Origin of the sequence: Pseudomonas koreensis (assembly GCF_036668835.1) — a bacterium.
GTDB classification, from domain to species: domain Bacteria; phylum Pseudomonadota; class Gammaproteobacteria; order Pseudomonadales; family Pseudomonadaceae; genus Aquipseudomonas; species Aquipseudomonas koreensis_I.
This window is the reverse complement of sequence record NZ_JAZEVW010000001.1, coordinates 785,731-798,616: the sequence shown is the minus strand read 5'-3', so window position 1 is coordinate 798,616 and position 12,886 is coordinate 785,731. Positions and strand designations below refer to the sequence as shown.

Genomic DNA, 12,886 nt, shown 5'->3' with positions numbered 1-12,886 from the left:
GTTGGCCCGATGACCGATGTCAGCGAACCTCACGGAATAGGATCTCGCGGCTTTTTTTGCGCGAATTGAGCCCGAGCGTCAGGGCGGTGGGCTGACTGTCGCTGGGGGGAATCCTTTCCTGATCGTTGTTGAATCGGCCATTATTCGGCGATCTTTAATGGAAAAGAGGCAAAATGATGTCAACGCGACTTTCGTTGGGGTTTGCTGGAATCGGCCTGATGGGCCTGCCGATGTGCCGGCGTCTGTTGGCGGCGGGTTACCCGCTGACCGTGTGGAACCGCAACCCGGCCAAGTGCGCGGTACTGGTCGAGGCCGGTGCCCGGCAAGTAACGAGCCCCGCCGAACTGTGCGAACACGCGGACATCGTCATGTTGTGCCTGGCTGACACGGCGGTGGTGCGCGAGGTGGTGTTTGGCGCTGGCGGTATCGTTGAGGGTGGAAAACCCGCGCAACTGCTGGTGGATTTTTCCAGCCTCGAACCGACGGCGACCCGCGAGATGGCCGCGCAACTGGCGCAGCGAACCGGCATGAGCTGGCTGGACGCGCCGGTGTCTGGCGGCGTGGTCGGCGCCGAGGCGGGCAGCCTGGCGATCATGGTTGGCGGCGCGGCGGCGGATCTCGAGCGGGTGCGTCCGGTGCTGCTGAGTCTTGGCCAGCATGTCACGCACATGGGCGGCGTCGGGGCCGGCCAGGTCACCAAGGCCTGCAATCAAATGATTGTCGCCTGCAACGCGCTGGTGATTGCCGAAGTGGTGGCGCTGGCCGAACAGGCCGGGGTCGATGCCAGCCTGCTTGCCGAAGCGCTGGCCGGCGGGTTTGCCGATTCGAAACCGCTACAGATTCTCGCCCCGCAAATGGCCGAGAGTCGTTTCGAGCCGATCAAATGGCACGTGCGCACGTTGCTCAAGGATCTCGACACGGCAGTGAAATTTTCCCGTGAACAGGGCTCGGCCACGCCGCTCAGCGGATTGGCCGCACAACTGATGCGCCTGCATGGGGCGCAGGGCTATCTGGCGCAGGACCCAGCGACACTGGTGCAAATGTACCGCGCGCCAGCAGCAACGGATTGAACGCCGGCGACGCCTTGCGCTGGTTGATTTCCTCCAGCACCGGGCGCAGCTCGTTGAGCGGCACCGGGCGGCTGAGCAGGTAACCCTGAATGAAATCGCAGCCCGAGCGCTCGAGAAACTCGTATTGCTCCAGGCTTTCCACGCCTTCGGTGACCACCTGCAGATGCAGGGTGTGCGCCATGACGATGATCGCCTGGACGATCTCCATGTCCGCCGTGGCCTGGGGGATGTCGAGGATGAACGAGCGGTCAATTTTCAAGGTGTTGAGCGGTAACCGCTTGAGGTAGGCCAGCGACGAATATCCAGTGCCGAAGTCGTCGATCGACAGCGACACGCCGAGCGCGCGGATCTGCCGCAACAGCACCAGGGTATTGGCGATGTTGCCCATCAGCGCGTTTTCGGTGACCTCCAGTTCCAGCCGTTCCGGCGCCACCCCGGCGCTGCGCAAGGCGTGTTCGATTTCGTCTGCCAGCTCTTCGCGGGCCAGATTCAACGGCGAGCAGTTCCAGGTGATTTTCAGCTCCTCGCAGCCATGGCTCGATAGCTCGCCGAGATCGCGACAGGCGCGCCGCAGCACCCAGTTGTCCAGTTCGGCGATCAGGCCGTTGTTCTCGGCGATGGCGATGAAACGATCCGGGGTCAGCAAACCGTGCAGCGGGTGCTGCCAGCGAATCAGCGCTTCGAGCTTGGTGACGCGACCGGTTTTCAGTTCGAAGATTGGCTGGTAATACAGCATCAGGGCGTTTTCTTCGCGCAGGGCATGGCGCAGTTCTTCTTCGAGTTGCAGCTCAAGGGTAGCGCGGCTTTTCAGGCTGGAATTGAAAAAGTGCAGGCCATTGCGCCCGGCATTCTTCGATTGATAGAGCGCCAGATCGGCGTGCTTGAGCAGTTCCTCACAGGTGCTGCCATCGTCGGGGAACAGGCTGATACCGATGCTGGTGGTCATCACCATGCGCCGCCCGGCCAGTTCGATCGGCTCTTTCATCTTGAGCATGATGCGCTGAGCCATGAGACGCGCCTCTTCGCGTTCATGCAGGTTGATCAGCAGGCAAAACTCGTCACCGCCGAAGCGCGCCACCACATCTTCATGGCTGCGCACCGAGCCTTTGATGTGACTGGCGATGACTTTGAGCAACGCATCGCCGGCGTCATGGCCAAGGCTGTCGTTGATCCGTTTGAAATGGTCGATGTCGAGAAACATCACCGCGAGCATGCCGCCCTCGCTGGTTTTCTGGTTGAGCTTTTCGGCGAAGATCTGGTTGAAGCCGCGGCGGTTGATCAGGTTGGTCAGCGCGTCGTAATTGGCTGCTTGCTGTAACGACATGCGCGCCTGGTCGAGTTGGCTGAGCAGGGCGTTGACCCGGCGCAGGTCGTGTTCCTTGTTCTGCAGTTTCTTGTCGGCGAGGGCGGCGCTGATCGCACTGCCCAATATCAACAGGATGATCAACGCCACGGTCAGGCCCAGTTGCAAATGCCCGGTTGCACCGCCGCTCGCTGCCAGCTCACCCTCGGCAATGACCAGATCCAGCGCGGCCATGCCGGTAAAATGCATGCTGATGATGCCTGCGCCGAGAATCAGCGCAGCGCTGTATTTGAGCAACTGATGGGCCACGCCGTTGCCTTCGCTCAGATAGCGGGCAACCCACAACGCAGCGAAACTCGCACCGATGGCGATCAGCACCGACAGCGCGAACAGTCCCGGATGGTAATAAGCGTTGGCGCTAGATTTCATCGCCGCCATGCCCACGTAATGCATGCCGGCGATACCCAGGCCAATGACCGATGCCGTTTTCAGACAGCGCAGCGCACTGGGCTGCTCCTCGCTCAAGGTTTGCATGGCCAGCCACGAGGCGAGCAGGGCGATCAGTAAGGAGAAGAGCGTGATGCCGAGGTCATACTCGATATCGATGGGCGTCTGAAAAGCCAACATGCTGATGAAATGCATGGCCCAGATGCCGCCGGCCAGACAGGTCGCGCCGATCCAGCGCCAGAGCCGCCGCGATGCAAGATCCTCGGCATGCACCACACGCTCGGCCATATCGAGCGTAGCGAAACTCGCCGCGCAGGCGACCAGATAGGCCGCCAGCACCAACAACGGATTGTGGGTGCAATCGAGAATGACCTGCCCGCGCTCCGGCAGCTCGGTAACAAAATGCAAACCAAGCCACTCCATAGCGTGCCCCGTCTCTGAAGTCGTCCTGACTGCGCATTCAACGCAGGCGAATGACTGGAGTATAGAGGCGGATTTCAGGCTGCAAGGCGTAGTGGCACATTGGTGCTAATGAATTTGACATGAACCTCATAGCGTTTCGCGCTAACGCGTCAGGCGATGCGCTCCAGAGGCAGGTCGTTCCAGCGCGGATCAAGCGGCGGCAGACCGTGCGCGGCGCGGGCCTTGTCGCAGTCGGGGTTGTGTTCACCGTTCTCCCACGACGCTTCGAATTCGCGGCAGGTGCTTGAGCGTTTCTCATAGATCGTGCAGGCCACCGCGCTGCCGACCTCGCCCGCCAACGACATGCAGCGTGCGGGTTTGCGGTCGGTACCGATCATCGCCACCCGGCTTGGGGTGATTTGCGAGACCAGTTCATCGGGCACCGTACCGCCGGAGGATGCACATTCACCCCAGAAAAAAGACACGCGAAAATGGGAACAGCAGGCACCGCAATTCAGACACGGACTGACTTCAGACATGGGCGAGGGTATCAAAGGGATTGATCGGCAGATCCGGACGGATCCGGCGGCCATTCTAGGCTTTGCCATGGACTTGGGAAGGGGGGCGCGAAAGTATTTTTTTGTGCCCGGATTTTGCCGTGAAAGCCCCGTATGGCGGGGGATTTCAGCGTAATCAAGGGCTTACGTTTCGTTACAGTGCGATGGGCCGATATCAGGCTGGCGAATGATGACAGACAGCCCTCGCGCGGCTGACTAGATTACAGGTTCCGGGCTCGAACGCGCTGGCAGTGAAGCCCCATAACAATAAAGAGACGGACCCATGCAGAACTCGACCCAAGCGGCGAATGCCTGGCGCATTCTGTTTTTGCTGTTCCTCGCCAACCTGTTCAATTTTTTCGACCGCACCATTCCAGCGATCATTATCGAACCTATCCGCATGGAATGGCACCTCAGCGACTTTCAGCTGGGCATCGTCGGCACCGCGTTCACCATCGTCTATGCAATCGCCGGCCTGCCGCTGGGGCGCATGGCCGACACAGGTTCGCGCAGCAAACTGATGGGCTGGGGCCTGGCAACATGGAGCGCGCTGACCGCGGTCAACGGCCTGGTCGGCAGTTTCTGGAGCTTCCTGATCGTGCGCATGGGCATCGGCATCGGCGAAGCCAGCTATGCACCGGCGGCCAACTCGCTGATCGGCGATCTGTTTCCGGCGCACCGTCGGGCGCGGGCCATGGGGATTTTCATGCTTGGCCTACCGCTGGGGCTGCTGCTGGCGTTCTTCACCATCGGCGCGATGGTCAAGGCGTTCGACAGCTGGCGCGCGCCGTTCTTCATTGCCGCAGTGCCAGGGCTGATCCTTGCGGTGTTCATGTTCTTCATCAAGGAACCCAAGCGTGGCGCGGCGGAAACCGTGCAGGTCTCGCAGGAGAAAGTCGACAAGCCGATCCGCCGCGTGCTGGCGGTGCCGACCTTCCTTTGGCTGGTGATGGCCGGGCTGTGCTTCAACTTCGCGACCTATGCCTGCAACTCGTTTCTGGTGCCGATGCTGCAGCGTTATTTCCTCATGCCGTTGCAGGAAGCGGCGGTGGCTACGGGGATCATTGTCGGCGTGACCGGGCTGGTCGGGCTGACGTTGGGCGGCTGGATCGCTGACAAGATTCACCAGCGCGTGGCCAGCGGGCGACTGCTGTTTGCCGGGTTCAGTCTGATCATCTCGACCCTGTGCACGGCGTGGGCGCTGCATGCCGGGCGCATCGAGATTGGCGTGTTCGTTGCGGTGTTCAGTGTTGGCTGGCTGTTCGCCTATAACTTCTACACCTGTGTGTACACGGCGATTCAGGACGTGGTTGAACCGCGTTTGCGTGCGACGGCGATGGCGTTGTTCTTTGCCGGGCTGTATCTGCTCGGCGGTGGCTTGGGGCCGGTGGTGGTCGGTGGGTTGTCGGACCATTTCGCGCACACCGCGATGCTGTCGGCGGGCGCGGAGCAGATGACCGAAGCGTTCAAGGCTGTCGGCCTGCATGACGCGATGTACTTGATTCCGGTGGCGCTGTTTCTGACCATGGTGTTTCTGTTTCTGGCCTCACGATGCTTTGTGCGGGATGCGCAGCGGATGAAGGAGGGTTTGGTAGCGGTGGTTGAGCCAGAGGTTGCAGCGGCGACTGCATAATCGCTATCGCGAGCAGGCTCACTCCTACAAGGGGAACGCATTCCTACTGTAGGAGTGAGCCTGCTCGCGATAGGGCCATCAGCATCACCGGAAAAATATCAGGCAAACAATAAGGCTCGCATCGCTGCAGGCCTTGTTGTTTTTCAGCGGTGGAGCGGGGCGGTTAGCCCGCCACCAACACCCGAATCGCTTCCAGACGCAACGCCGCTTTATCCAGCATCGCCAGACCCTGCTCGCGCTGAGTGCGCAACGCTTCCAGTTCGCTGTCACGCACGGTCGGGTTGACCGCTTGCAACGCGGTCAGGCGCGCCAGTTCTTCGTCGGTGTCGGCGGCCAGACGACGACGTGCCTCGGCCACGCGCTCGGCGTGACGCGGGGCGATCTTGTCTTCGCCGGCGTTGATCCGTGGCGTCAGCTGATCGCGCTGGGCCTGGATGAACTTGTTGGCGCTGGCGCGCGGCACGCTTTCCAGCTGATCGTTGAGGGTTTCGAAGGACACCCGTGGCGAGAGGTCGTTGCCGTTGGCATCGAGCAGGCAGCGCAGCGCGGCCGGCGGCAGATAGCGGCCCAGTTGCAGCGAACGCGGGGCGACCACTTCGCTGACATACAGCAGTTCCAGCAACACGGTGCCCGGTTTCAACGCCTTGTTCTTGATCAGCGCGACGGCGGTGTTGCCCATCGAACCGGATAGCACCAGGTCCATGCCGCCCTGCACCATCGGGTGTTCCCAGGTGATGAACTGCATGTCTTCGCGCGACAGCGCCTGGTTGCGGTCGTAGGTGATGGTCACGCCTTCGTCGTCGCCCAGCGGGAAACTGGCGTCGAGCATCTTCTCGCTCGGCTTGAGGATCAGGGCGTTTTCCGAATGGTCCTCGCTGTCGATGCCGAAGGCGTCGAACAAGGTTTCCATGTAGATCGGCAGGGCGAACTGGTCGTCTTGCTCAAGGATCGCCTCGACCAGCGCTTCACCTTCGCCAGCGCCGCCGGAGTTGAGCTCCAGCAGACGGTCGCGACCGGTGTGCAGCTCGGCTTCCAGACGCTCACGCTCGGCGCGCGCCTCGTCAATCAGTGCTTGCCACTCACCGTCATCGGCTTCTTCGAGCAGCGGCAGCAGGCGCGGGCCGAACTGATGTTGCAAGGCGTTGCCGGTCGGGCAGGTGTTGAGGAACGCGTTCAACGCTTCGTGGTACCACTGGAACAGACGCTCTTGCGGGCTGGTTTCCAGGTACGGCACGTGCAGTTCGATGATGTGCTTCTGGCCGATCCGGTCGAGACGACCGATGCGCTGCTCGAGCAGGTCCGGGTGCGCCGGCAGATCGAAAAGTACCAAGTGGTGAGCGAACTGGAAGTTGCGACCTTCACTGCCGATTTCCGAGCAGATCAGCACTTGCGCGCCGAACTCTTCGTCGGCGAAGTAGGCGGCGGCGCGGTCACGTTCAAGGATGTTCATGCCTTCGTGGAACACCGTGGCCGGGATGCCGGAACGCACGCGCAGGGCGTCTTCCAGATCCATCGCGGTTTCAGCGTGGGCGCAGATCACCAGCACTTTGGTGCGCTTGAGCATTTTCAGCTGATCGATCAGCCACTCGACGCGCGGATCGAATTTCCACCAGCGTTCTTCTTCGCTGGCCTCCGGCTGGGCCTGGAAGCTGACTTCCGGGTACAGCTCGGCGTGTTCGCCCAACGGCAGTTCGAGGTATTCGTCCGGGCATGGCAGCGGATACGGGTGCAGCTTGCGCTCCGGGAAACCCTGCACGGCAGCACGAGTGTTACGGAACAGCACGCGGCCAGTGCCGTGGCGATCGAGCAGCTCACGCACCAGACGCGCGCTGGCTTCGGTGTCGCCATCGTTGACCGCGGTCAGCAAGGCTTCGCCTTCGTTGCCGAGGAAACCGTGAATGGTCTTGTGCGCTGCGGGCGAGAGACGGCCCTTGTCGAGCAATTCCTGAACCGCTTCGGCGACCGGGCGATAGTTGTCGCTTTCGGCGCGGAACGCCGCCAGGTCATGGAAGCGGTTCGGGTCGAGCAGGCGCAGACGGGCGAAGTGGCTGTCCTGACCGAGTTGTTCCGGGGTGGCGGTGAGCAGCAGCACGCCGGGAATGACTTCGGCCAGTTGTTCGACCAGCGAGTATTCCGGGCTGGCTTTTTCTTCGTGCCAGACCAGGTGGTGCGCTTCGTCAACCACCAGCAGATCCCAACCGGCAGCGAACAGTGCGTCCTGAGCCTTTTCGTCGTCGACCAGCCACTCCAGCGCGACCAGCGCCAGTTGCGTGTCTTCGAACGGGTTGGTGGCATCGCTTTCGATAAAGCGTTCTTCGTCGAACAGCGCGACCTGCAGGTTGAAACGGCGGCGCATCTCCACGAGCCACTGGTGCTGGAGGTTTTCCGGAACGAGGATCAGCACGCGGTTGGCGCGGCCGGACAACAGTTGGCGGTGGATCACCAGACCGGCTTCGATGGTTTTACCCAGACCCACTTCGTCGGCCAGCAGTACCCGCGGCGCGATGCGGTCGGCGACTTCACGGGCGATGTGCAACTGGTGCGCGATCGGCTGCGCACGCACGCCGCCCAGGCCCCAGAGTGAGGACTGCAACTGGCGGCTGGTGTGTTCCAGGGTGTTGTAGCGCAGGGAGAACCACGGCAGCGGATCGATCTGCCCGGCGAACAGGCGGTCGCTGGCCAGACGGAACTGAATGAAGTTCGACAGCTGGGTTTCCGGCAGGGTGACGGCTTCGTTCTGCGCATTGAGACCGTGATAGACCATTAGCCCGTCGACATCGTCGACCTGCTGCACGGTCATCTTCCAGCCTTCGAAGTGGGTGATGCTGTCACCCGGCGAAAACCGCACGCGGGTCAGGGGCGCATTCCGTAGCGCGTACTGGCGGGTTTCGCCAGTGGCCGGGTAAAGCACGGTCAACAAGCGGCCGTCCTGTGCCAGAACGGTGCCTAAACCAAGCTCTGCTTCGCTGTCACTGATCCAGCGTTGCCCCGGTTGATACTGCTGCGCCATGCTGCCTGACTCCCACCTTGAAAAAGCGGGCTATCTTAACGGAATGACGGCCTCAGGGCCAAAGGAATAGGAGCAGCGGCAAGCTTTTAGCTTCGAGCTGCAAGCTGCGGCCGAGTCGTCATGCGTCGCTTTTTTCAAGCGGCAGGGCACCTGTGGGTGCCAACCGGGTCACAAGTTTGCGACGGGCGGCTCAAGGCGCCTGTACCGCAGCCGATAGCCTGCACACAGGAGACCTATATATGTTGCCACCGATGCTCCCCTTGAGCGCCGTGCCGATCACTTCCCAGCAGGATCCGATCCGCCAGCGGCCGGACATTCCTCCGGTGGTGCCGGTGCAGGAAAGCTCCAACGAAAGCACGATCGATCTGCAAAAGCGCAATCCCGAAGAGGATGGTCTGTTGCTGCGCGAGGAGCAGCGCCGCCAGCAGGAGCGCGAGCGTCGGCGTCGCGAGGCCGATGAAGACCCGGAAGAACATCTGGCCGTACCCGGTACTGAGCTCAACGCCGACAACACCGTGCCGGTGGTGCCGCTGATGGAAGATCAGCCGCGTCAGGGGTTGTGGGTCGATATCGAGATTTGATTGCGCTGCCAGTGTGGCTGGTCAGCGCCGGCGTCAGGCGGCATGATTGGCGCAGTCCTGCCAGTGATGTGGCAGTTTTGAGCCTTTTCTGCGACGTACCGATGCCATGAGCCAAGACGACAAACTGATCGACCTCAACAGCGAGCGCGCCAAGCGTGTGCATGACCTCAACGAGAAACGCTTGAACGAAGTCCGCCAGGCGTTCGAGCAGGCGATGCCTTTGGGAAAAGCCAGGAAAAAGTCGAAGAACAAGCCGAAAAAGCGTTGATATCCCCCTGCATCCTTTGATGCAGGTCATTTGATTTCCCGTCTTTCTTTCCTTCGTTGCGGACATTGATCCTGGTCAATGTGCGTGTCTGTGTGTCTGCTAATTTGTACTCATCGCAGCAAAGCAGGGGCCAGGAGGCCAGTCATGTTTTTCGATAACGTGGTGTTTGCCGGGGTCCTGACCGTTGGGCTGATGGTTCTGTTTTTTGCAGGGTTTGGGTTTTTTATCTGGAAGGATGCGCATAAGCGGCGCAAGTAAGTTCTTCTGGGTTGATGGGCACGCAAGGCATTTTGGGGCGACTTCGGTTGCCCCTTTTTTTTTGGGGCCGTGGCGGCCTGTGGGCCGACCAGGCTCTGGTTGTTTCGGGTGTATATCCGTTTTTTTGGTGTTGCTGATGGCGGTTTCGCCCTTACGGCGACTTACTTTTTTACAAGCGCCTAAAAAAGTAAGCAAAAAACGCTAGCTCCTACGTACGGCCCTCGCAGGCTCGGGTTCCTTCGCTGCGGGATCGATCCGGGCGCAGCGGCTACGGTTTGCTTCGCTGCACCTCCTTCCGCTGTGTCTGGCTGCGCCAGACGGTCGCTACGCTCCCACGCCCGGATCAATCCCTCCGCTCAGCCTTCCGATGTCGCTGGTTAGGCAAGATCAAGAGCACTCGAGCTGGCGCTCATTGTTGAGTGGTTAGAAGCGCCGCATGGCTTGAGATTTTCGGTGGATTCGCCCCTCACCCCAGCCCTCTCCCCGAGGAGAGGGGGCCGATTTGTGGGTCTTTCAAAATCTGCATTCAACTCGATATCCCAGGTCAGCGTATATCTCGCATCCCCCACGGTCAGTTCCCTCTCCCTCCGGGAGAGGGCTAGGGTGAGGGCTTTTGATTTTGATCTGGCTTTTGATTTTGACCTGGCTTTTGATCTTGCTCTGGCTTTTGATCTTTTGCCCCTTCGGCAGGCTGAGTGAAGGGATCGATCCGGGTGTGGGAGCGTAGCGACCGTACGACGAAGTCGTACACAGCGGAAGTAGGTGCAGCGAAGCAAACCGTAGCCGCTGCGCCCGGAGCGATTCCGTAACGAAGGAACCCCGAGCCCCAGCGAGGGGCCGAACGCCGGGGCAAAGCCTTTTGCTTACTTTTCGGCGTCTGGAAAAGTGAGTCGCTGTAAGAGCGAAACCATAAGAAGCCGTTACCGCAGCAACGGATATGCCCCCAATCCCAATCCCAAAAAAAAGGCGCGATCCTCACGAATCGCGCCTTTCTCAACCGCAGCTAGCTATCAACTACCCAACGCCTTGGAAGCCAACCAGAACAACCCGGCCGACAGCGCCACAGTCGCCGGCAAGGTCAACACCCAAGCCAGCAAAATGGTTTTAACCGTGCCGCCCTGCAGGCCGCTCTTGTTGGCAACCATGGTCCCGGCCACACCCGAAGACAGCACATGAGTGGTCGATACCGGCAGGCTGAAGATGTTGGCCATGCCGATCAGGCTGGCAGTGGTGATCTGCGCCGACATGCCCTGAGAATAGGTCATGCCTTGCTTGCCGATCTTCTCGCCAATGGTCAGCACCACACGCTTCCAGCCCACCATGGTGCCCAGGCCCAAGGCCAGGGCGACTGCGAGAATCACCCAGAACGGGGCGTATTCGGTAGTGGTGGTCAGGTCTTTGCGCAGCTTGTCGAGGTCAGCCTTTTCACGGGCTTCGAGGCCCGGCAGCTTGCCGACCTTCTTCGCCGTGTCGTCCAGGCACAGCAGGTAACGACGTACCTCGATGCGGCTTTCAGACGACAGCGAATGGTAGTCCGCTACACCTTTGAGGGTGTGCAGCAGGGCGGAAATGGTCGGTTCGGTCTGCTGCGGGTTGCAGCGGAATTTCTCCGGCAGGTCGCCTTCCACGCTTTTGCCCAGGGCCAGGAATTCACCCAGCGAGTCAGCGTTGCGCTGGTAGAACTGGCTCAGGTGCAGGGTCGCGTCGCGGGTGCGTTCGATCTGGTAGGTGGTACTGTTCAGGTCGAGAACGAACTGCGCAGGCACGATGCCGATCAGTACCAGCATGATCAGGCCGATGCCTTTCTGGCCATCGTTGGAACCGTGCACGAAGCTCACGGCCATGGCCGAGATCACCAGGACCAGACGGTTCCAGAACGGTGGGTGCTTTTTGTCGTCGATCTTGCGGCGCTGTTCCGGCGTCTTGTGCATCTTCGACAGCGGGCGCCACCACTTCAGGCCGATCAGCACCAGCGCGGCGATCAGGAAACCGGCCATTGGCGAGAACACCAGCGAGGCGCCAATGTCGATCGCTTTCTGCCAGTTCACGCCATCTCTCAACGGGATATCGTTGATCAGCGCGTTGGCCAGGCCGACACCGAGGATCGAGCCGATCAGGGTGTGCGAACTGGAGGCCGGGATACCGAAGTACCAGGTCCCCAGATTCCAGGCGATGGCAGCGGCAAGCAACGAGAAGACCATTGCCAGGCCATGGCCGGTGTTCACATTGATCAGCAGCTCCACCGGCAGCAGGTGGACGATGGCATACGCCACGCCAACGCCGCCCAGCAGCACGCCGAGGAAATTGAACACGCCGGAAAAGAACACTGCCAGATGCGGCGGCATGGCTTTGGTGTAGATAACAGTGGCTACCGCGTTAGCGGTGTCATGAAATCCATTGATGAACTCGAAGGCGAGGACAAACGTCAGGGCGAGCAAGAGGCTCACAAGCACCCAAGCATCCAGTCCGCTGAATAAATCGATCATGAAGGTTTTCTGACCCGGTCGTAAGGGGGCGCGATTATGCCAGAAAAGACAGGAAATCGATGCCCTGTCTGCTCACTGGTCACACTCTTCTTCAAGTTAATTTGTTGCAGCGCGTTAAAACCAAGTGGTGCGCAGGGTTTTTCAACTCATTGATTTTGTTGATAAAACCAATAATTTACTGGCATTTTGAGAGACTGGACGAACGCTCAAACGCCTGTCTGAAATATCTGTGAAACCTGCAGGACGTCTGTCATTAGCCTGTCAGACGCGAGGATAGCCGCTGCCCGCGGATAGCGGGCGCGCAAGGCATCGCCGTTTCACCGCGCTTGTAAACGGTGCGGACACAAACCTTCAAAAAAACGCCGCCTGGGTTCAAGGCTCTTCGGCTTTGAGTTCCTTTTCGATTTTCTCGATTTCCTGCTTGAACACCTGATCCTGAACGGTCGGGCGCTTGCGCCAGGCTTTGCGTTCCGGTTCGGGCTGGGCGGCGTAGGTGGTGACTTCCCCGCCGTAAACTTCCTTGTAACGTTGTTCCTGGCGCTCAAGTTCCGCGCGCAGTTCGTCTTTCGTCACAGTGATACCTGTATGAGTTGAGTTGAATATCCGGTGAAACGCACTGCAACAAATCGCTCGAGCGCCCCCGCCATTTCAATGCCTGAACAGGCATTAGTTGAGTCGGTGAGCGAACGGACTTTCGTCTGTCAGGCGGCTACGGCACCCGATAAAACTGACGCAGCATCAGTTTCCTGTTTCGGCGAACGCAGGCGTTGCATGAATAATGGCGTCTGGCGCTGGCCGGGCTGTCGGTGATGGACATCACCTCAGCGGGTGGCGATCCGGGTCAATGAAGACGGGGCGCCACTGAGGTGCA

10 protein-coding genes are annotated in these 12,886 nt (G+C 60.3%); 5 read left to right on the top strand and 5 right to left on the bottom strand.

Annotation, left to right across the window (positions count from 1 at the left end; all coding sequences use genetic code 11):
• The first annotated feature begins 173 nt into the window (after positions 1–173).
• Positions 174–1,070, top strand: a complete 897-nt coding sequence (locus V6F91_RS03525) for an NAD(P)-dependent oxidoreductase (protein WP_332762378.1) — start codon at positions 174–176, stop codon at positions 1,068–1,070.
• Here V6F91_RS03525 and V6F91_RS03520 read toward each other — a convergent pair.
• Positions 961–3,243, bottom strand: coding sequence for a putative bifunctional diguanylate cyclase/phosphodiesterase (locus V6F91_RS03520; RefSeq protein ID WP_332762377.1), 2,283 nt, complete (start codon positions 3,241–3,243; stop codon positions 961–963). The genes V6F91_RS03525 and V6F91_RS03520 overlap by 110 nt on opposite strands.
• A gap of 149 nt (positions 3,244–3,392) precedes the next feature.
• A complete protein-coding gene (locus tag V6F91_RS03515; RefSeq protein ID WP_332762376.1) occupies positions 3,393–3,761 on the bottom strand; it encodes a YkgJ family cysteine cluster protein in 369 nt (122 codons plus the stop codon).
• Between the two features lie 301 nt (positions 3,762–4,062).
• Between V6F91_RS03515 and V6F91_RS03510 the strand changes: the two genes are divergently transcribed.
• Positions 4,063–5,412, top strand: a complete 1,350-nt coding sequence (locus V6F91_RS03510) for a spinster family MFS transporter (protein ID WP_208938429.1) — start codon at positions 4,063–4,065, stop codon at positions 5,410–5,412.
• Positions 5,413–5,575: 163 nt separating this feature from the next.
• Here the strand turns inward: V6F91_RS03510 and rapA are convergent, their stop codons facing one another.
• Positions 5,576–8,422: an RNA polymerase-associated protein RapA gene (gene rapA, locus V6F91_RS03505; protein WP_332762375.1), complete on the bottom strand. Its 2,847-nt coding sequence runs from the start codon at positions 8,420–8,422 to the stop codon at positions 5,576–5,578.
• Between the two features lie 239 nt (positions 8,423–8,661).
• Between rapA and V6F91_RS03500 the strand changes: the two genes are divergently transcribed.
• The 3 genes from V6F91_RS03500 (at position 8,662) to ccoM (ending at position 9,529) form a co-directional block, all read left to right on the top strand.
• Positions 8,662–9,003: an aspartate-semialdehyde dehydrogenase gene (locus V6F91_RS03500; RefSeq protein ID WP_332762374.1), complete on the top strand. Its 342-nt coding sequence runs from the start codon at positions 8,662–8,664 to the stop codon at positions 9,001–9,003.
• A 106-nt stretch (positions 9,004–9,109) separates the two neighbouring features.
• Positions 9,110–9,271 carry a hypothetical protein gene (locus V6F91_RS03495; protein ID WP_332762373.1) on the top strand — a complete coding sequence of 54 codons (162 nt, stop codon included), beginning with the start codon at positions 9,110–9,112 and terminating at the stop codon, positions 9,269–9,271.
• A gap of 144 nt (positions 9,272–9,415) precedes the next feature.
• Positions 9,416–9,529, top strand: coding sequence for a cytochrome c oxidase subunit CcoM (gene ccoM / locus V6F91_RS03490; protein ID WP_016771346.1), 114 nt, complete (start codon positions 9,416–9,418; stop codon positions 9,527–9,529).
• Positions 9,530–10,539: 1,010 nt separating this feature from the next.
• On the opposite strand, the gene V6F91_RS03485 is transcribed toward ccoM, so the two are convergent.
• Positions 10,540–12,015 (bottom strand): inorganic phosphate transporter, encoded by a 1,476-nt coding sequence (locus V6F91_RS03485; protein ID WP_093103960.1) that lies wholly within the window; start codon positions 12,013–12,015, stop codon positions 10,540–10,542.
• Between the two features lie 372 nt (positions 12,016–12,387).
• Entirely contained in the window at positions 12,388–12,588 is a 201-nt protein-coding gene (locus tag V6F91_RS03480) for a hypothetical protein (RefSeq protein ID WP_008080067.1), read from the bottom strand.
• Positions 12,589–12,886: the final 298 nt, after the last annotated feature.

Coding starts and splice junctions, on each gene's coding strand:
- V6F91_RS03525 (WP_332762378.1), top strand. CDS start 174: ATGATGTCAACGCGACTTTCGTTGGGGTTTGCTGGAATCGGCCTGATG.
- V6F91_RS03520 (WP_332762377.1), bottom strand. CDS start 3,243: ATGGAGTGGCTTGGTTTGCATTTTGTTACCGAGCTGCCGGAGCGCGGG.
- V6F91_RS03515 (WP_332762376.1), bottom strand. CDS start 3,761: ATGTCTGAAGTCAGTCCGTGTCTGAATTGCGGTGCCTGCTGTTCCCAT.
- V6F91_RS03510 (WP_208938429.1), top strand. CDS start 4,063: ATGCAGAACTCGACCCAAGCGGCGAATGCCTGGCGCATTCTGTTTTTG.
- rapA (WP_332762375.1), bottom strand. CDS start 8,422: ATGGCGCAGCAGTATCAACCGGGGCAACGCTGGATCAGTGACAGCGAA.
- V6F91_RS03500 (WP_332762374.1), top strand. CDS start 8,662: ATGTTGCCACCGATGCTCCCCTTGAGCGCCGTGCCGATCACTTCCCAG.
- V6F91_RS03495 (WP_332762373.1), top strand. CDS start 9,110: ATGAGCCAAGACGACAAACTGATCGACCTCAACAGCGAGCGCGCCAAG.
- ccoM (WP_016771346.1), top strand. CDS start 9,416: ATGTTTTTCGATAACGTGGTGTTTGCCGGGGTCCTGACCGTTGGGCTG.
- V6F91_RS03485 (WP_093103960.1), bottom strand. CDS start 12,015: ATGATCGATTTATTCAGCGGACTGGATGCTTGGGTGCTTGTGAGCCTC.